15 protein-coding genes and 1 tRNA gene are annotated in these 20,770 nt (G+C 34.7%); 12 read left to right on the top strand and 4 right to left on the bottom strand.

Going from position 1 to position 20,770, the window contains the following annotated elements; all coding sequences use genetic code 11:
- The first annotated feature begins 30 nt into the window (after positions 1–30).
- Positions 31–327 (top strand): thioredoxin family protein, encoded by a 297-nt coding sequence (locus tag P7122_RS03535; RefSeq protein WP_278004400.1) that lies wholly within the window; start codon positions 31–33, stop codon positions 325–327.
- On the opposite strand, the gene P7122_RS03530 is transcribed toward P7122_RS03535, so the two are convergent.
- Together P7122_RS03530 and P7122_RS03525 are read right to left on the bottom strand one after the other, a co-directional pair.
- Positions 308–964, bottom strand: a complete 657-nt coding sequence (locus P7122_RS03530; RefSeq protein ID WP_278004399.1) for a polysaccharide deacetylase family protein — start codon at positions 962–964, stop codon at positions 308–310. The two genes, P7122_RS03535 and P7122_RS03530, sit on opposite strands and share 20 nt — an antisense overlap.
- A gap of 6 nt (positions 965–970) precedes the next feature.
- On the bottom strand, positions 971–4,420 hold the full coding sequence (locus P7122_RS03525; protein ID WP_278004398.1) for a glycosyltransferase family 117 protein: 3,450 nt from the start codon (positions 4,418–4,420) through the stop codon (positions 971–973).
- Positions 4,421–4,572: 152 nt separating this feature from the next.
- Here P7122_RS03525 and P7122_RS03520 point away from each other — a divergent pair.
- Positions 4,573–4,645 (top strand) — tRNA-Gln (locus P7122_RS03520).
- 167 nt (positions 4,646–4,812) lie between these two features.
- On the opposite strand, the gene P7122_RS03515 is transcribed toward P7122_RS03520, so the two are convergent.
- On the bottom strand, positions 4,813–5,637 hold the full coding sequence (locus tag P7122_RS03515; RefSeq protein WP_278004397.1) for a universal stress protein: 825 nt from the start codon (positions 5,635–5,637) through the stop codon (positions 4,813–4,815).
- 154 nt (positions 5,638–5,791) lie between these two features.
- On the opposite strand from P7122_RS03515, the gene rimP reads away from it, so the two are divergent.
- The 3 genes from rimP to infB all read left to right on the top strand — a co-directional run bounded on the left by rimP (position 5,792) and on the right by infB (position 10,308).
- Positions 5,792–6,256 (top strand): ribosome assembly cofactor RimP, encoded by a 465-nt coding sequence (rimP, locus tag P7122_RS03510; RefSeq protein WP_278004396.1) that lies wholly within the window; start codon positions 5,792–5,794, stop codon positions 6,254–6,256.
- 12 nt (positions 6,257–6,268) lie between these two features.
- Positions 6,269–7,501, top strand: a complete 1,233-nt coding sequence (gene nusA / locus P7122_RS03505; protein ID WP_278004395.1) for a transcription termination factor NusA — start codon at positions 6,269–6,271, stop codon at positions 7,499–7,501.
- A gap of 71 nt (positions 7,502–7,572) precedes the next feature.
- Positions 7,573–10,308 carry a translation initiation factor IF-2 gene (gene infB / locus P7122_RS03500; protein WP_278004394.1) on the top strand — a complete coding sequence of 912 codons (2,736 nt, stop codon included), beginning with the start codon at positions 7,573–7,575 and terminating at the stop codon, positions 10,306–10,308.
- 73 nt (positions 10,309–10,381) lie between these two features.
- Here the strand turns inward: infB and P7122_RS03495 are convergent, their stop codons facing one another.
- Complete coding sequence (locus P7122_RS03495; RefSeq protein WP_278004393.1) at positions 10,382–10,765, bottom strand: SPOR domain-containing protein; 384 nt, start codon at positions 10,763–10,765, stop codon at positions 10,382–10,384.
- 210 nt (positions 10,766–10,975) lie between these two features.
- On the opposite strand from P7122_RS03495, the gene P7122_RS03490 reads away from it, so the two are divergent.
- The 7 genes from P7122_RS03490 to P7122_RS03460 are packed head-to-tail and all read left to right on the top strand — an operon-like array spanning position 10,976 to position 20,762.
- The gene (locus P7122_RS03490) at positions 10,976–12,262 is read left to right on the top strand and encodes a c-type cytochrome (protein ID WP_278004392.1); all 1,287 of its coding nucleotides are present in this window, start codon (positions 10,976–10,978) and stop codon (positions 12,260–12,262) included.
- A gap of 28 nt (positions 12,263–12,290) precedes the next feature.
- Positions 12,291–15,407, top strand: a complete 3,117-nt coding sequence (locus tag P7122_RS03485; RefSeq protein ID WP_278004391.1) for a TAT-variant-translocated molybdopterin oxidoreductase — start codon at positions 12,291–12,293, stop codon at positions 15,405–15,407.
- A 29-nt stretch (positions 15,408–15,436) separates the two neighbouring features.
- On the top strand, positions 15,437–17,173 hold the full coding sequence (locus tag P7122_RS03480; RefSeq protein ID WP_278004390.1) for a helix-hairpin-helix domain-containing protein: 1,737 nt from the start codon (positions 15,437–15,439) through the stop codon (positions 17,171–17,173).
- Positions 17,174–17,181: 8 nt separating this feature from the next.
- A complete protein-coding gene (locus P7122_RS03475; protein ID WP_278004389.1) occupies positions 17,182–17,721 on the top strand; it encodes a DUF3341 domain-containing protein in 540 nt (179 codons plus the stop codon).
- Between the two features lies 1 nt (position 17,722).
- A complete protein-coding gene (locus tag P7122_RS03470) occupies positions 17,723–18,283 on the top strand; it encodes a c-type cytochrome (RefSeq protein ID WP_278004388.1) in 561 nt (186 codons plus the stop codon).
- Positions 18,284–18,305: 22 nt separating this feature from the next.
- A complete protein-coding gene (locus P7122_RS03465) occupies positions 18,306–19,679 on the top strand; it encodes a quinol:cytochrome C oxidoreductase (protein WP_278004387.1) in 1,374 nt (457 codons plus the stop codon).
- A 24-nt stretch (positions 19,680–19,703) separates the two neighbouring features.
- Positions 19,704–20,762, top strand: coding sequence for a cytochrome c oxidase subunit II (locus P7122_RS03460; RefSeq protein WP_278004386.1), 1,059 nt, complete (start codon positions 19,704–19,706; stop codon positions 20,760–20,762).
- The last annotated feature ends 8 nt before the right edge of the window (positions 20,763–20,770 follow it).

Genomic DNA, 20,770 nt, shown 5'->3' with positions numbered 1-20,770 from the left:
GTTGAATAAGTTTGACTAAAAATATAATGTATGTCAAAATTTGGGGAATTAATAGATGTCGATATTCCGGTACTATTAGACTTCTACACAGAGTGGAATGACCAATCTATAGCTATGCATCCTATACTTAGAGATGTTGCTGCAGCATTAGGTGATAAGGCTAAGGTTATTAAGATAGATGTTGATAAAAACAGAGAGCTGGCAGAAGCATTGCGAGTAAAGGGTTTGCCTACTTTAATAATCTACAAAAATGGCGAGATGAAATGGCGTCACAGCGGTGGGCAAGATGTTGCTACTTTAATAAGTATTATTCAAGAGTATCTCTAGATAAAGCCTTAAACGCAAATCCTTTTTTACTATAATATTCTAAAACTTTAGGTAAGGCATATTTTAGGTTTTTGTATGCTTTTACGCTATCATGAAAAATGATAATACTACCATTTTTTGCAGTAGATGTTACATTTTTTAGGCAATTTTCTTCAGATATTGATTTATCCCAATCATAAGAAATAACGTCCCACATAATGACTTTGTAGTCTAGTTCTAAAATCTTTTTGCTCTGTTTTGATTTGAATTTTCCATAAGGAGGTCTAAATAACTTTTCATTACTATTAAGCTTGTGCTTTTTTATGAAGCTTTCAGTTTTAATAACATCATTAATATAATCCTCAGTTTGGTGTTTCCAGCCTTTAAGATGATTAAAAGTGTGGTTGCCTACAGCGTGTCCGTAATTAATGATTCTTTGAAAGATTTCTGGATGTTTCTCAATGTTATTGCCTATGCAAAAAAACGTTGCTTTAGCATTGTATTCTTCTAATGTAGAAAGTACCCAATCTGTAATTTCGGGCGTGGGTCCATCATCAAAGGTTAGATAAAGCTCTTTGTTTGGTGTGTTGATATTCCAGACAAAATTTGGGAATAATGCTTTTACAAATCCTGGTGTTTTGGCTGGAATAATCTGCATTAGTTTTTATTCTTCAGGAGTAATAGAATCTTTAATTGTATCGTTTAAAATAGTATTAATGTCTATATCGTCTCTTGGTTGTTCTTCTTGCTCGGCAGAATCCATAAGTTTAAGTAGGCTTAGGTAGCTGTTAAACTTCTTGGTTTCCTCTAAAGCAAAGTCTTTGTCGTTATATATTACCAGAAGGTCTACTAAGGCTCTGTAGCGTTGTATGTCTAGATATATGTCATCAATTAATCTTATTTGATCGTATTCTTCTAAGCCTCCATAGTACACTAAGTTTTCTTGATAAACTTTTGCTACATCTTTGTATAAAGCTCTTCCTTTTTCGGTATTTCCGACCTCGTAATAAGCGCTTATGTATGGTTCTAAAAGTGAGTGGTATCCAAATTTATCTACAGGCATTTTTTCCATGGCAATATCTGCAATCTCTTCAGCTTCTTTTAACTTATCTTCATTGATAAGAGCTTCTATTAATCGTGCTAAATTACCTCTGTATGTAATACCGTTTCTTCTACTTTCAATGTCGTGATAGATGTCTTCGCCGCTTCCTCCCCAATTCCATTTTTTCACCATGTTGTACATAAGTTCAGAGTCAACACGTCCCATATCGTAAGGGTTAGCTCTGTCTACAGGTGTTTTTATCGGTACTAGTTTGTAACACATGCCATCTAATTGTAGGTAATCTTTAAGCCAAACATAGTCTTCTGCACCAAAGGCTCCACCAGTAAAGTAGATTGGACGCTCCCAATTATTATTTGCTAAAATATCTAACATTAATAATCTGTTTTTGTAGATATAACTTCCTTCTATCTCAGCATAAATTTTGTCTTCAACTTTATCCAAATCTTTGGCTTTAACAATACCGTTTTTAAGAACTTGGTCTTTATTAACAGGAATACTGATATGCCTTGTTGGGAAATAATTAGTGTTAAGAATGTGTTTAGGATATTGTCTAGGATCTTCACCTTGAGCTTTTACAACATGTTCAAACTTAGTGTCTGGTCTGTCACTGGTTATAAAGTCCATAAACTCTTTGATGTCTAAAGTGTCGTTTGCAATTTTTCTAGTAATCTCTCTGTAGATTGTAATATCTCTATTGCTACCTCTATACTTATCGTGGGTCAATTTTGAAGGAATAGGATCGCTTTCGTAGGCCTTTCGTTTCATTTGATCTATATACCAATCTGTTTGAAATAAACTTGTGTTAACCACACGAACATCTGTTCTTACACCTTCAATTTCTTGTAAGTACCACAATGGGAAGGAGTCGTTATCTCCAATGGTAAATAGAATGGCATTTGGTGCACAAGATTCTAAATACTTTCTTGCCATTGCATTGGCTGTATATTTTCCTGAGCGATCATGGTCATCCCAATTGTTAGCCGCTAAAACACCTGGTACAATAACTAAACATGCGATTGTAACGGCAGGAGCTAATAATTTTGTTTTTATGCTAGATTTTAAAAGATCGTAGATGGCATAAACTCCAAAGCCAATCCAAATGGCAAACACATAGAAAGATCCAACTACCGAGTAATCACGTTCACGAGGCTCAAAAGGTCTAATGTTAGTGTAAAATTGAATTGCTAAACCAGTCATTAAAAAGAAAACTAGTAAAACCCAAAAACGTTTAGCATCTGTATACAATAAGAACAAAAATCCAACTATACCGAGTAATAATGGTAAGAAGTAATACGTGTTTCTGGCTTTATTTTCTAAAACTTCTGTAGGTAAGTTGTCTTGAGATACACCTAGGTGCAATTCGTCAATAAACTTAATTCCAGAAATCCAATTACCATTAAAATCGTCGTATTTACCCTGAATATCGTTTTGTCTTCCGGTAAAATTCCACATAAAATAACGCCAATACATGTAACCAAATTGGTATTGGAGCATATAGGTAATATTATCTGCAAAAGAAGGTTGCTCTACAATTAGGTATTGTTGTCCGTATCGTCTTAAGAATTTGTCATAGCCTTCGTAGTCTATTTCACCTTTTTTTATACGCGTTCTAAAATCGTTGACAACTTGGTCAAAACGACGTTTTTCTTGTAAAGCGTATGAGCTTGCTTGTTCAGTAGCGATTTGGTCTGCTTCAGCTTCGCCTAAACCTTGTCTTAATGCATCGTTCATAAAGACATTGTATGCTTCATCAAAAGCATTTTTTTGAAGATTTGGGTTTATTTTAAAATCAATTAACCCAGCAAACATCATATAATTTTCAGCATGTTCACTACTCCACATTCTTGGTAGTATAGAAGCATGCTCATGGTTGTAGTTTTGTTTAGTGCCTTCCCACTCGTTAATGATTATGTATTTTCCGGTTTTTTCGTCACGTTCGTAGTTCTTTTTGTCATTAACAAAAGGCTCATCTTTATCCGCTCCAGAATAGATTTCGGTAAACTGTGGTCCGTAAAACAAATGGGTTTCTGGATATTGTTCTAAGTTATAGTAAGCTAATAATTCTCTGGCATCAGACGGATCATTCTCGTTAATAATTACATTTGCATTAGCTCTGATAGGTAGCATCATCCAAGAAGAAAACCCAATAAAAATAAACATAAGGCATAGTGCCAATGTGTTAAGGTGAATAAATCCTTTTTTACGAGTATAATTTAGTCCAAAGTAGAACAAGGCAATCACCAAGAGGCCTGTAATGATAGTTCCAGAATTGAATGGTAATCCTATAGAGTTTACAAAAAACACTTCTAAATTACCAAAGAGTTTTAAAGTAGATGGCAATAATAATTTGAAAATAAACAAAAGTATAGCGGCAGAAGCAACGTTTGCTAAAATAAAGTTTTTAACGGTTATCGTTTTGTAATTCTTAAAGTAGTATATAAGGCCAATAGCAGGTATAGTTAGTAATCCCATAAAGTGAACTCCAAACGAAAGACCAATAACAAAAGCAATAAGAATTAGCCATTTGTTACCTCTTGGCTTATGCATGTCTTGTTCCCAGCGCAACGCTAAATAGAACATTATAGACATTATAAGCGTAGCCATGGCATAGACTTCGGTCTCAACAGCATTAAACCAAAAAGAGTCTGTAAACGTAAAAGCTAAACTACCCACAAAAGCACTGCCTAATATGGCTAGTCCTTTACCTTGAGAAGGATCTTCATTATATTTTACAAGTTTTACTAATAAAAGACTTATGGTTTTAAACATGAATAAAATGGTGAAAGCACTTGCTACAGCACTCATTAAATTCATAATCATACCAATTTGTGAAGGTTCTAAAGCAAAAATAGAAAAGAAAGCTCCCATCATTTGAAACAATGGTGCTCCTGGTGGATGACCAACCTGTAATTTAGATGATGTTAAGATGTATTCTCCTGCATCCCAAAAGCTTACTGTTGGTTCTACAGTTAGCGCATAGACTGTACAAGAGATTGCAAATACTAGCCATGCTAATACGTTATTCCACTTTTTAAAGTTAAAATCTGTCATTGAAAACCTTGGTTAATGATGCTGGCGAATTTACTAATTATTATAGTAATGCCTACATTTTTAAGTTAACGTTAAGTAATTTCAATTATTTTTTTACTTTTTTTTGCTTAATACAACTTTTGTATTAAATTTGCACCCTCAATTTGAGAGATTGGCCTATGGTGTAACTGGCAACACGTCTGGTTTTGGTCCAGAAGAGTCTAGGTTCGAGCCCTAGTAGGCCAACTGAAATCTAAATCCTTATTCTATTAGAGTAAGGATTTTTTTTTTTTTTTACAATATATAAGATGAGAAGTTTATGTAGAGTGTAATCGAAGAGAGCTCAAGCAGATCAACAAAAAAATCCTAATCATTTTTGATTAGGATTTTTTATTTACATCTGTGGTATTCTTTTATATCTTAAAAGTTATTACTGGTCTTTTAGCATGGTTTACTAAGTCTTCACTTATGCTGCCATTAAAAAAATGAGCAATACCTTGTCTGCCATGTGTACTTATACCTATTAGGTCCGCGTCAATTTCTTGAGAAAAAGTTAAGATACCTTGTTCTATACTAAAGTCGTTGTGCACGTTTATAGTATAGTTTTCAAAACTCTGCCCAGAAATAAAATCGTTTATTCGAGTTCTAGATTCGTGAGTTGTAATAAAATTATTTGCAGTATTAACTAGTAATAGGTGAATTTTAGCATCAAATAATTCCGCAAACTTTACGGCTTGTTTATAAGTTTCTCTATTGTCATTTTTAAAGTCGGAGGCAAAAACAAAGTTTTTAATATTAAAGCTGTTGTGCTTATTTTTAATAACCAGCACAGGAACATCAGAAGATCTAACTACCTTTTCAGCATTAGAACCAATAAACATTTCTTTGAGGCCAGAAGCACCATGAGAGCCCATAACTATTAAGTCAATGTCAAATTCTTTGCAAGCATCTTTTATCTCATTGAATGTAATATCAGCCTTTACAGTTTCATGAACAGTAATGCCCTCTAAAAAATCACTATCCATAAGATCTTCAAATTTTTTATGCGCTAGTTTCATAAAAAAAAGCGTTTCAGGAATGTCACTTTTTACAGATCCTGGATCAATATGTTGCATAGGTATTTCCATCATGTGTAATAAGTAAATTTCGGCATCATGTTTTTTTGCTAACATGGCAGCAACTTCCAAAGCATTAGTTGCTTGCTCCGAAAAATCAGTAGGGACTAGGATTCTATTCATTATTTTGAGTGATTTATATTAGTTACATAAATTTACGAAAATAAATCCATTTTACTGGACTTTGAAAAGTTCATATAATATTGTATATTTGCACAATTGTTTACGGAAAGAAAACGAGAGAGGACGAAAAAGTCCTCTCTTTTTATATCAAGAGATGTTTAAGGATACAGTAAAAGATTTATTAGATCAGGCACTAGATCAGCGTAAGGATTTAATCCTTATTGATTTTGAAATTTTATCAGATAATACCATTAAAGTTATTTTAGATGGCGATAATGGTGTGTTAGTAGAAGATTGCATCTTTGTAAGTAGAGCCATTGAGCACAATCTTGATAGAGAAGAGCAAGACTTTTCATTAGAAGTATCCTCTTGTGGTGCAGCATCGCCTTTGCAAAAACCAAGACAGTATAATAAGCATATAGGTAGAAACCTAGAAATAAAAACTGTAGAAGGTAATGTGCTAGAAGGGCAATTAACAGATGTTACACTAGAAGGGGTGATGTTAAAGTGGAAAGCTAGAGAACCAAAACCAGTAGGAAAAGGTAAGGTAACAATAATTAAAGAAGTTAATATTGCTTTTGATAACATTAAAGAAGCAAAAGTTAAAATAAAATTTTAATTCAATTCAATTATGGAAAATGTAGCGTTAATAGAGTCATTTTCAGAATTTAAGGACGATAAGTTAATTGATAGAGTGACGCTGATGGCGATTCTAGAAGATGTGTTACGTAATGCTTTAAAAAAGAAGTACGGAGACGACGACAACTTTGATATCATTATCAATCCAGATAAAGGTGATTTAGAGATTTGGAGAAATCGTATCGTAGTTGCAGATGGTGAAGTTGAGGATCCTAATCAAGAGATTGCATTATCAGAAGCTCAAAAAATAGAGCCAGATTTTGAAGTAGGTGAAGACGTTGCAGAAGAAGTAAAGTTAATTGATTTAGGAAGACGTTCAATTTTAGCATTAAGACAAAATCTTATTTCTAAAATTCATGAGCACGATAATACTAACATTTATAAGCAATTTAAAGAGTTAGAAGGTGAAATTTATACTGCAGAGGTACATCACATCCGTCATAGAGCTATAATTTTATTAGACGATGATGGTAATGAAATTATCTTGCCAAAAGACAGACAAATACCTTCAGATTTCTTTAGAAAGGGTGAAAATGTAAGAGGAGTTATAGAAAGTGTTGAATTAAAAGGAAGTAAGCCTGCAATTATAATGTCTAGAACATCACCATTGTTTTTAGAAAAGTTATTTGAGCAAGAAATTCCTGAAGTATTTGACGGTTTAATAACAGTGAAAAAAGTAGTTCGTATACCAGGAGAAAAAGCTAAAGTAGCTGTAGATTCTTATGACGACAGAATAGATCCTGTAGGAGCTTGTGTTGGTATGAAAGGGTCTCGTATTCATGGTATTGTGCGCGAGCTTGGTAACGAGAATATAGATGTAATTAATTTTACAAACAACACGCAACTGTATGTAACAAGAGCATTAAGTCCAGCAAGAGTAACATCTTTAAAGTTAGACGAAGAAAACATGCGTGCTGAGGTGTTGTTAAAGCCAGAAGAAGTGTCCAAAGCTATTGGTAGAGGTGGACATAACATTCGTTTAGCAGGTCAGTTAACAGGTTATGAGATAGACGTGTTTAGAGAAGGTGCAGAAGAAGATGTAGAATTAAAAGAATTCTCAGATGAAATCGATGGATGGATTATTGATGAATTCAGCAAAGCTGGTATGGATACAGCAAAAAGCATTCTAGAACAAGACGTAGACGATTTAGTAAAACGTACTGATTTAGAAGAAGAAACAATATTAGAAGTCATTAGAATTCTTAAGGAAGAGTTTGAAGACTAATAGCAGTTTAACTTTAAAAACAGAAGAAGTTAGATTGATATAAAACAGATTTAAGTATATTACAGCAATTTATGGCTCAAATTAGAATTAATAAAGTATTAAGAGAACTAAACATCTCATTAGACCGTGCAGTAGACTTTTTAGAGTCTAAGGGCATCGAAATTGAGAAAAGTCCTAATACAAAAATTTCGCAAGAGGTTTACAACACGTTATCTGATGAATTTCAAACAGATGCATCTAAGCGTGAAAAAGCTCAAGAGGTAAGTGAAGCAAAACTCAAGGAAAAAGAGAAGCTTCGTGAGCAGCGCGAACGCGAAATTGTAGAAAAGGAAAAGAAAGAAGCTGTAAAAGAGTCTGTTGTAAAAGCAAAGGCTGAGCTTAGTGGTCCAAAGCAGATAGGTAAAATCGATTTAGATAAAAAGCCAAAAGCTAAAGAGGAGAAGAAAGAAGAGGAAAAGCCTGTTGTTAAAGAAGAAAAACAAAAGGTAGTAGAGGAAAAACCTAAAAAAGAGGAGCCTAAGAAAGAAGAACCTAAAAAGGTTGAGCCTGTAAAAGTGGAGCCTAAGAAGGTTGAGCCTAAAAAAGAAGAGCCAAAAAAGGTAGAACCTAAAGTTGAGAAGAAACCAGAGTCCACTGAGCCTAGGACAGATGATAAGTTAAAAACTCAATACCAAAAACTAACAGGTCCGGTTACTACAGGTAAAAAAATAGATTTATCTCAGTTTAATAAGCCTAAGAAGAAAAAAGAAGATAAAAAGACAGATTCTTCTAATGACAATAATAAACGTAAGAGACGTAGAATTAGCAAAGGAGGCAATGATGGAGGCGGAAGACCAAACTTTGATAATAGAAGAGGAGGCAAAGGAAGAGGTACTCGTCCAAAAGTAGTTAAGGAAGAGCCTAGTGAAGAAGAAGTACAAAAGCAAGTAAGAGAAACACTAGAAAAGCTACAAGGAAAATCTAGTAAAGGAAAAGGAGCTAAAAACCGTCGAGAAAAAAGAGATCGACATAGAGAGCAATCTCAAAAGGAACTTCAAGCAGAAGCAGCAGAAAGCAAAATCCTTAAAGTAACAGAATTTGTTACTGTAAGTGAAGTTGCAACAATGATGGATGTTGGTGTAACACAAGTTATTTCTGCATGTATGTCTTTGGGTATGATGGTAACAATGAATCAGCGTTTAGACGCAGAAACATTATCCATCGTAGCAGAAGAGTTTGGATATGAAGTAGAGTTTGTTACTGCAGATATTGAAGAATCAATAGAAACAGTAGAAGACGATCCAAAAGATTTAAAATCTCGTGCACCAATCGTAACAGTGATGGGTCACGTAGATCATGGTAAAACATCATTACTAGATTACATTCGTGAAGAAAATGTGATTGCAGGTGAATCTGGTGGAATTACTCAGCATATTGGTGCTTATGGAGTTCAGTTAGATAATGGTCAAAAAATAGCATTCTTAGATACACCAGGTCACGAAGCCTTTACGGCAATGCGTGCTCGTGGTGCTCAAGTAACAGATATTGCTATTATTGTTGTAGCTGCTGATGACGCTATAATGCCACAAACCAAAGAAGCAATTTCTCATGCTCAAGCGGCAGGTGTTCCAATCGTATTCGCTATAAATAAAATTGATAAGCCAGACGCAAACCCAGACAAGGTGAAAGAAGGATTAGCTAATATGAATTTATTAGTTGAAGATTGGGGAGGAAAAATTCAATCACATGATATATCAGCAAAATTTGGTACTGGAGTAAAAGAGCTTTTGGAAAAAGTATTACTTGAAGCAGAATTATTAGAATTAAAAGCTAACCCTAACAAAGCAGCAAGCGGAACAGTAGTAGAAGCTTATTTAGATAAAGGTAGAGGTTATGTATCAACAATTTTAGTACAAGCTGGTACCTTAAAAGTAGGAGACTACGTTTTAGCAGGTAAGAATAGTGGTAAGGTTAAAGCTATGCACGATGAGCGTGGTCACGACATAGTAGAAGCAGGGCCATCAACACCAGTATCAATATTAGGTCTGGATGGTGCACCACAAGCAGGTGATAAATTCAATGTATTTGAAGATGAGCGTGAAGCAAAACAAATTGCTGCTAAACGTACACAATTACAACGTGAACAGTCTGTTAGAACTCAACGTCATATTACACTTGATGAAATTGGAAGACGTATAGCGCTTGGTGATTTCCAAGAGCTGAACATTATCCTTAAAGGTGATGTGGATGGTTCTGTTGAAGCATTAACTGATTCATTCCAGAAGTTGTCTACAGAAGAAATTCAGGTAAATATTATCCACAAAGGTGTTGGAGCAATTACAGAAAGTGATGTGTTGTTAGCATCTGCTTCTGATGCAATTATTGTTGGCTTTAACGTTAGACCTGTTGGAAATGCCAGAATAACTGCCGATAAAGAAGAAATCGATATCAGAACATATTCTATCATCTACGATGCTATTAATGACCTTAAAGATGCTATGGAAGGTATGTTATCTCCAGAGCTTAAAGAAGAGGTTACAGGTACAGCAGAAATTAGAGAAACATTTAAGATCTCTAAGATTGGTACCATTGCAGGTTGTATGGTAACTAATGGTAAAATTTACAGAAATTCTGGTATAAGACTTATTAGAGATGGAGTTGTGGTTTACACAGGTGAATTATCATCATTAAAACGATTTAAAGATGATGTTAAGGAAGTTTCTAAAGGTTACGATTGTGGTATGCAAATTAAAGGTTACAATGATATCAATGAAGGAGATATTTTAGAAGCGTTCCAAGAGGTTGAAGTAAAAAAGAAATTAAAATAATTTCTAAATAATTTAAATAAAAAAAGCGACTTATATAAGTCGCTTTTTTTTGTGTTTTATTTTAACTGTGTTTCTATTTTTTGTCAGATTTAGGTTGAAAAATCATAGCATACATGTATTCTTTCTTTATTTTAGCTAGAGCTCTATCTGCTTCAAGTCTTGTTGTAAAATTACCTACCCATATTTTATAGTTTGGAGTGTTCCAAACAATTTCAGCAGGCCACTCGTCAAATAGGTTTAAAAAATTCAATTTTTCACGATCAGCTTTATCAGGATCTGTGCTTTGGAATATTTGTATTCTATAGACTTTACTGGTCTTAACATCCTTTTTGTATTCTAGCAGCTTATCTATTTCTTTATCTTGCTCAATTGTGACGTCTCCTTGCTGCGCATTTAAGCTTGCGGAGAGTAATAATGTTAAAATTGCAGTACTGATATATTTGTTTTTTTTTGTCATAATTTGTGGTTTAAATACAAAGTTATATTATTCAACGATATAGCCATAAAAATGTTATTTAGAATTGGTATAAATTAGATATTAACACTTCTCTATGATTTCTAAAATCGACTTAATATCTTACTTTTGCCAGAGTTTCAGAAACATGACTTTTGTCATATTTAACTGAAAAAATCGTACCAAAGATTAGAAGATAATTCAACTAACAATATGAAACAAGTGATTTACCGTAATTTAACCTCTAAGATATTTAGTGTTGGTTTTATTTTATTACTTACGTTTTCAACTTCACTGACTGCTCAAGAAGGAGATCCAGCAAACGGAAAATCTTTATTTAATACTAACTGTGCTGCGTGTCATAAGCTAGATAAGCCAATGACAGGTCCTGCTTTGCGTAATGTAGAAGCAAGATTAGCCGATGAGCAAGGTTTGGATAGAGAGTGGTTAAACAAGTGGATACGCAACAGTTCATCTCTAATTAAGGCAGGTGATGCTTATGCTGTTAAGATTTTTAACGAGTATAACCAGACTGCAATGACTGCATTTCCGCAGTTAAGTGATCAGGATATTACTGATATTTTAGCATATACTGCTCAGCCTAAAGAAGAAAAACCTGTTCCAACAACTGGTGAGGTTAAAGGAACTGGTTCTGGAGGAGGAGTTTCTAATGATCTAATTCTTGGTGCACTGGTAGTGTTATTTGGGTTGTTAGCAATGGCTTTGGTTTTAGTAAAGCGTACGTTAAATCGTTTTGCGGAAGCAAAGGGTATTGAGATTCCTGTAGACGAACAAAGAAAACCAATTTGGAAAGCATTTATAGAAAACCAATTCTTAGTACTGGTAACTGCTATTTTGTTTTTGTTAGCAAGTGGTTATTTTGTGTACGGTTATTTTATGCAGGTTGGTGTTGATCAAGGTTATGAGCCTGTGCAACCAATTCATTATTCTCATAGAATACATGCTGGAGATAACGGTATAGATTGTAAATACTGCCACTCTTCTGCTAGAGTAAGTAAAACATCAGGCATTCCTTCGTTGAATGTGTGTATGAACTGTCACAAGTCTATTTCAGAAGTAGCGCCAGAGACTTTAGCTGAAGGTAAAGAGTATGGTGTGGATTATAATGCAGAGATTCAAAAATTATATGCTGCTGTTGGTTGGGATGGTACTGGTTATACAGGTGATTCTAAGCCAGTGAAATGGATTCGTATACATAATTTACCAGACTTTGCGTACTTTAATCACTCTCAGCACGTGTCTGTTGCAGGTGTAGAGTGTCAAACGTGTCATGGTCCTGTAGAGGAAATGGAAGTAATGTATCAACACGCGCCATTAACAATGGGTTGGTGTATTAATTGTCATAGGGAGACAAATGTGAAGGTTAAAGACAACGGTTACTATACTAAGATTCATGAAGAGTTATCTAAAAAGTATGGTGTTGAGCAATTAACTGCGGCACAAATGGGTGGATTAGAATGTGGTAAGTGCCATTATTAATTTTTAATAAGAAGTAATTCAGAATTATATGTCATCAAACAAGAAATACTGGAAAAGTGTTGAAGAGCTAAACGATAATAGCTCTATTGTTGAGACGCTTAGACAAAATGAATTTGTGGAAGAAATTCCAACAGATGAGTTTTTAGGAGATAAGGAGACTTTAGAGTCGTCATCTACATCGCGTCGTGATTTCTTAAAGTATATCGGGTTTAGTACAGCTGCTGCTTCGTTGGCTGCTTGTGAAGGTCCGGTAATTAAGTCAATTCCTTATATAAATCAACCAAAAGAAATAGTGCCAGGTGTTGCTAATTTCTATGCAACAACAATTGCAGATGGTTATGATTTTGCAAGTGTTTTGGTAAAAACAAGAGAAGGAAGACCAATAAAAATTGAAAACAATACAGATGCAAAAACAAATTGCAGTGCTAATGCAAGAGTTCATGCTTCTATATTAGGTTTATACGATAGTTTAAGAGTGAAGTCGCCAATGAAGGGTAATGATACCATTTCTTGGGATACTTTTGTCTCTGAAACAACTTCAAAATTAAATAGCTTAAGTGACGATAAGCAAATCGTTTTCTTAACAGCTACAACGCCAAGTCCTTCAACTAATAAATTGGTTTCTGAGTTTGCAGAAAAGTATGGTAATGTAAAGCATGTTACTTATGATGCGATTTCAGAATCAGCAACTTTAGATGCATACCAAGCAAAGTATGGTAAAAGAGGAATGGCTAATTACGATTTCTCAAAAGCTACAACTATAGTATCTGTTGGTGCAGATTTTCTTGGCGATTGGCAAGGTGGAGGATTCGATAGTGATTATGCAAAAAAGCGTATTCCTGAAAATGGAAAAATGTCGCGTCACATCCAGTTTGAGTCTAACATGACTCTATCTGGAGCTAACGCTGATAAGCGTGTGCCATTAACACCAAATCAACAGAAATTAGCACTAGCAAAATTACATAGTTTAGTAGTTGGTGGTGCTGTTTCGGTAGATTTACCAGAAAACATTGCTAAAGCTGTGCAGTCTGCTGCAAATGAGATTTCAAAAGCTGGTAGTAATGCTGTGGTTGTTGCAGGTATTCAAGACGTAAATGCGCAAACTGTAGTTTTAGAGATTAATGAGTATTTAAACAGTAAGGCATTTGATCCTAAAACAACGATAAATACAAGACAAGGAAGTGATAAAGGTGTAATGCAACTTGTAGCTGATATGAAAGCTGGTAAAGTTGGTGCACTTATTATGAATGGTGTTAACCCAATGTACACACTTCCTAATTCAACAGATTTTGCTGAAGGTTTAAAGAAAACAGAATTATCAGTTTCATTCTCTATGAAACAAGATGAAACATCTGTACTTTCACAATATATAGCTGCTGCACCTCACAGTTTAGAATCTTGGGGTGATTTCGAATTAAAAGCAGGACATTACTCGTTAATGCAGCCAACAATTCGTCCGTTATTCGATACAAAACAATTTCAGGAAGTGCTTTTAGCATGGAATGGAAATAGTACATCATACAGAGATTATTTAAAATCTGTTTGGACAGCTGATGTTTTAAATGGAGCTTCATTTAACAAAGCTGTACAAGATGGTGTGTTTGTGTCTACATCAACTTCAAGTGTGGAAAACACGGAAGCAGTAGAGGATAGTTCTTCAGATGATAATGTAGAAACACCAAGTGGTAACGCAGCAAGACAATTAGCAGCATCTGCTAAAGCTGGGAAAATGCAATTGGTTCTATATCCTAAGACAGGAATGGGAGATGGTCAGCAAGCTAATAACCCTTGGTTACAAGAGTTTCCTGATCCAATAACAAGAACAACTTGGGATAACTACGTAACAGTTTCAAGAGCAGATGCAGAAGCTTTAGGTCTTGAAAACTGGAATGTAGCTAATGGAGGATTAAACGGAAGCAGAGTAAATATTACAGTAAACGGAACTACTTTAGAAAATGTTCCTGTAATTATACAACCAGGTCAAGCTAAAGGTTCAGTAGGATTATCATTTGGATATGGTAGAACTGCTGAAGGTATGAAAGCAGAAATGAAGACTGGTGTTAATGCTTACCCTCTATACCACAACTTTAACTCTGTACAAGATGTAACTTTAAGTAAAGCATCTGGTGAACATGAGTTTGCGTGTGTGCAATTGCATAACACATTAATGGGTCGTGGAGATATCATTAAAGAAACTAGCTTAGAGGTATTCAATACAAAAGACAGAGATGTTTGGAATGCTGTTCCTCTAGTGTCATTAGATCATAATCCTGTAAAAGTTACAGATTCAAAAGTAGACTTATGGGATGAGTTTGACCGTACAGTAGGACATCATTTTAACTTATCTATAGATTTAAATGCTTGTACAGGATGTGGAGCTTGTGTTATCGCTTGTCACGCAGAAAACAATGTGCCTGTAGTAGGTAAATCAGAGATGAGAAGAAGTAGAGATATGCACTGGTTGCGTATTGATAGGTATTACTCTTCTCAAGATACTTTTGAAGGTGATAACGAAAAGAAAGAAAACATATCTGGCTTAGGAAGCTCTTTAAGTGAGTTTGGCGAAATGGAAAATCCAGCGGATAATCCACAAGTAGCTTTCCAACCAGTAATGTGTCAGCATTGTAATCATGCACCTTGTGAAACAGTTTGTCCTGTAGCAGCAACATCGCATGGTCGTCAAGGTCAAAACCATATGGCGTATAACCGTTGTGTAGGTACTCGTTACTGTGCTAACAACTGTCCGTATAAAGTTCGTCGTTTTAACTGGTTCTTATATAACCAAAATGATGAGTTTGATTACTACATGAATGATGATTTAGGACGTATGGTGTTAAATCCAGATGTTACAGTTCGTTCACGTGGTGTTATGGAGAAATGTTCTTTCTGTATCCAGTCTACTCAAGCAGTAATCCTTAAAGCTAAGCGCGAAGGAAGACCTGTTGCAAAAGGCGAGTTTAACGATGCATGTGCATGTTCAGCAGCATGTGGTAGTGGAGCAATGCGTTTTGGAGATGTTAATGAAGAAGGAAGTCCAATTTCAGAATTAGTAAAAGATGATAGAGCGTATCACTTGTTAGAGCATGTTGGTGTAAAACCTAACGTGGTTTATCAAACAAAAGTACGTAACACATCACAAGCATAAATAAAAATTAAAGAATCAATTATATAATTATGGCGTCTCATTACGAAGCACCTATTAGAAGACCTTTAGTTACCGGAGAAAAATCGTACCACGATGTTACAATAGATGTAGCAAAACCGGTAGAAGGCAAAGCAAACAAAGCTTGGTGGATTGTTTTTGGCATCTCTTTGGTTGCATTCCTTTGGGGAATAGGTTGTATTATTTATACCGTGTCAACTGGTATTGGAGTTTGGGGTCTTAACAAGACTGTAAACTGGGCTTGGGATATTACTAACTTCGTTTGGTGGGTTGGTATTGGTCACGCAGGAACACTTATTTCTGCAGTACTTTTATTATTCCGCCAAAAATGGAGAATGGCAATTAACCGTTCTGCAGAAGCAATGACAATCTTTTCGGTTGTTCAAGCAGGTTTATTCCCAATTATTCACATGGGTCGTCCATGGTTAGCATATTGGGTATTACCAATTCCTAACCAATTTGGTTCGTTATGGGTAAACTTTAACTCGCCATTACTTTGGGACGTATTTGCAATTTCAACTTATTTATCTGTGTCATTAGTATTCTGGTGGACAGGTTTATTACCAGATTTTGCAATGCTTAGAGATAGAGCCATTAGACCTTTCCAAAAGAAGATTTATTCTTTGATTAGTTTTGGTTGGTCTGGTAGAGCTAAAGACTGGCAACGTTTCGAAGAAGTATCATTGGTACTTGCTGGTTTAGCAACACCTCTTGTACTTTCTGTACACACAATTGTATCATTTGACTTCGCAACGTCTGTAATTCCAGGTTGGCATACAACAATTTTCCCACCTTACTTCGTTGCTGGTGCAATTTTCTCAGGATTTGCAATGGTAAACACACTTCTTATCATTATGCGTAAGGTGTGTAATTTAGAAGACTATATTACAGTACAGCACATTGAGTTAATGAACATTGTAATTATGATTACAGGTTCAATTGTAGGTGTGGCTTATATCACTGAGTTATTTATTGCATGGTATTCTGGTGTAGAATATGAACAATATGCATTCTTAAACAGAGCAACAGGACCTTACTGGTGGGCATATTGGGCTATGATGACTTGTAATGTATTCTCTCCACAGTTTATGTGGTTTAAGAAACTTAGAACAAGTATCATGTTCTCATTCTTTATATCAATAGTTGTAAACATAGGTATGTGGTTTGAGCGTTTTGTAATCATTGTAACATCATTACACAGAGATTACTTACCATCTTCTTGGACTATGTTCTCTCCAACATTTGTAGATATAGGTATATTTATAGGTACAATAGGATTCTTCTTTGTATTATTCTTATTATACTCTCGTACATTCCCAGTAATTGCACAAGCAGAAGTTAAGACGATCTTAAAGTCATCTGGTGAGCGTTACAAAAACATAAGAGAAAGAGGAGATAGCTTAGTAGGTACAGGAGCAGATTCTAGAACATCAAGTCCTGTAGGATTTGTAGCTTCATCTTCAAAAGATAGTGCATCAGTTGACAATTCAGAAAAAGTTAATAGTCTTCTAGGTAGCATAGGTTCTTTTGATCCTTCAACAGAATCAGCAGATGATTTAAAGAAGATCAATGGTGTTGGACCTAAGATGGAAGAAGTACTAAACAGTATTGGTATTTATACGTTCTTACAAGTTAGTAAGATGACAAAAACAGAATATGATTTGTTAGATTCAATCACAGGTTCTTTCCCAGGAAGAGCAGAGCGTGATGATTGGGCAGGGCAAGCTAAAAATTTATTAAACAACTAATATAGTATATGGAAGCTTCAAAAGTAATTCATGCTATTTATACAGATGATGATGTATTGATGTCAGCCGTAAAAACGGTAAAGGCAAAAAAGCATCATATCGAGGAAATATATACTCCTTTTCCTGTTCACGGACTAGACAAAGCAATGGGTTTAGCACCAACAAGACTTGCAATAACAGCATTTATGTATGGATGTGTTGGCTTAACGGTTGCTATTACAATGATGAATTTTATAATGATTAAAGATTGGCCACAAGACATTGGTGGTAAACCAAGCTTTAGTTATTTAGAAAATTTACCTGCATTTGTGCCTATTATGTTTGAGCTTACGGTATTCTTTGCAGCGCACTTAATGGTAATTACATTTTATCTAAGAAGTAGAATGTGGCCTTTTAAGAAGGCAGAAAACCCTGATCCAAGAACAACAGATGATCATTTCTTAATGGAAATTGCTATTCATAATAATGAAAGTGAATTAACTTCATTATTACAAGAAACAGGAGCTGTTGAAATTAATATTGTAGATAAAGACGAAGATGCACATTAATATGAAGACATCATTGAAATATATCGTAGTACTAGGTTTATTAGTAAGTTTTGTGTCTTGTAAAAAAGATTCTAGACCTAACTATCAATACATGCCTAATATGTACCAATCAGTAGGTTATGAAACTTATCAGGAATCTGATGCTTTTGCTAACGGAGTTCAAGCACAGTTACCAGCAGAAGGAACTATTCCTAGAGGTGACTTTATGCCTTATGAGATAGAGAATACTAATGAAGGGTACGAACTAGCAAAGACAACATTAACAAGTCCTTTAGATTCTACACAAGTAGATTATGATAAAGGAAAAGCGCTTTACGATATTTACTGCGGTATTTGCCACGGAAATAAAGGAAACGGAAAAGGTAAGCTAGTAGACCGTGAAAAAATATTAGGTGTGCCAAGTTATGATGACGCTGGTAGAGCAATAACTACAGGTAGTATTTACCATGTTATTTATTATGGTAAAAACACAATGGGTTCTTATGCAAACCAATTGAACGAGGAAGAGCGTTGGCAAGTAGTTGCTTATGTTGAGAAACTAAAGGCAGATTTAGAAAAATAAGATTTAGATAAAGATTATATAAATGGAATATAAAATTTCAAATCGATTAAGAATGGGTGCTATTATTATGATGGTACTCGGTTTGATAGGTGTTGCTTATGGTTTTATTGATTCACATCATTGGAATGAAGGAAACATTGATCAATATATAAAAGCAGAAAATAGTCATGGATCGCATGGTGATACTCATGCTACAGAAGCTCATGGTGATGAGCATGCAGAAGCAGGTCATGCTGTTGCAAAGAACGATGATCATCATGGTGAAGAAGCTCATGGTGGATTAACACATCATGAAGAGCATGCGCTACACCAAATCCACAACAGACCTTATGCAGCACTTTATGTTGGTGCATTCTTTTTCTTTATGATTGCTCTTGGTGTTCTTGCTTTTTACGCAATTCAGTATGCAGCACAAGCAGGTTGGTCTCCAGTCTTATTTAGAGTTATGGAAGGTATTACTTCTTATGTTTTACCTGGTGGTTTAATTGTGTTAGCCATTGCTTTTGCCGCAGATAGCCATTTATTTGTATGGTTAAAAGAAGGTGTTACAGAAGTAGGACACGAAAACTACGATAAATTAGTGGCAGGTAAATCTGGATGGTTAAACAAAACAGGTTTCTTTATTAGAGGTCTTATTTTCTTAGGAGGATGGTCTTTATACAGATATTTCTCTAGAAAGTTCTCTATTGCTCAAGATAATGCAAGTGATAATAAAAACTTTAAAAAGAACTTTAGAATCTCTGCAGCATTCTTAGTGTTTTATATCTATACTGAGTCTATGATGTCTTGGGATTGGATAATGAGTGTAGATCCTCACTGGTTTAGTACTTTATTTGGATGGTATGTTTTTGCAAGTATGTTTGTAAGTGGTATTACGGTAATTGCAATGATATCTATCTACTTAAAATCTAAAGGATTGTTAGAGTTTGTTAATGACAGCCATATTCATGATTTAGCTAAATTTATGTTTGGTATCAGTATTTTCTGGACCTATTTATGGTTCTCTCAATTCATGTTAATATGGTATTCAAATATTCCAGAAGAGGTAACTTATTTTGTTACTAGAATAGAACATTACAAACTTCCATTCTTCGGAATGTTAGCAATGAACTTTATTTTCCCATTATTACTATTAATGAATAGTGATTACAAGCGTATTAACTGGTTTGTAATCATGGCAGGTATCGTAATTCTTTGCGGTCACTATCTAGATGTTTTCAACTGGATTATGCCAGCAACAGTAGTAGATAGATGGTTTATAGGTATGCCAGAAATAGGTGCTGTCTTATTATTTGGTGGTCTTTTCTTATTCATTGTATTTACAGCTTTAGGAAAAGCACCATTATTAGCAAAACAAAATCCATTTACAGAGGAAAGTAAACATTTCCATTATTAATATTTAAAAAGAACTCATACGATAATGACTACTTTATTAACGATTATAATTGTACTCTTTGTAGCTGTTGCTATTTGGCAATTGATAAAGATTTTTGACTTGGCTCAAGTAGGAGCAAGCAATTCTCAAGTAGCTGACGATAAAGATAATAAGTTAAACGGTTACTTAATGATGGGCTTTTTAGCCTTCATATATATCATTACTATATTATGTTTTTGGTATTTAGGTGACTTACCTTTAATGTCTAACTCAGCTTCAGAACATGGTCCTGGTATAGATAACCTTATGGCCATTTCTATGGTTGTTATTTTTATAGTACAGACAGTAACTCAATTTTTGTTACACTACTTTGCTTTTAAATACAGAGGTGAAAAAGGTAGAAAAGCATTATTCTATGCAGATAACAATACTTTAGAAGCTATCTGGACAGGCATTCCTGTTGTTGTTTTAGCAGGTTTAATTATCTACGGTTTATTTACATGGAATGATATCATGAATGTTGATGACCAAGAAGATCCTTTAATTGTAGAACTTTATGCTCAACAATTTAACTGGAAAGCTAGATATGCAGGTCAAGATAATGTACTTGGAAAAGCTAACGTAAGATTAATAGATTTAGATAGAGCTAACATACTAGGTGTAGATGAGCGCGATCCTAACGCTCAAGACGACGTTATAGTTACAGAACTACATTTGCCTGTAAATAGACCAGTTTTATTTAAGATGCGTTCTCAAGATGTATTGCACTCAGCTTACATGCCTTATTTTAGAGCACAAATGAACTGTGTACCAGGTATGGTAACTCAATTCGGATTTACACCAACTGTAACAACTGCAGATATGCGTCAAAATCCAGATATAATTGATAAGGTTCAAAATATTAACAACCTTAGAAGAGCACGTCAAGCAGAGATAGAAGAAGCAGGTCAAGAATTAACCTACGAATTTGATTACTTATTATTATGTAATAAAATTTGTGGAAAGTCACACTACAACATGCAGATGAAAATTATTGTAGAGACCGAAGAAGAATATAATGCTTGGATGGCAGAACAGACCACTTTTGCAAAATCATTGAACTAAAAAATTAA

Source organism: Winogradskyella marincola, from assembly GCF_029624125.1.
GTDB classification, from domain to species: Bacteria; Bacteroidota; Bacteroidia; order Flavobacteriales; family Flavobacteriaceae; genus Winogradskyella; species Winogradskyella marincola.
This window is presented reverse-complemented; position numbering and strand designations above follow the sequence as displayed.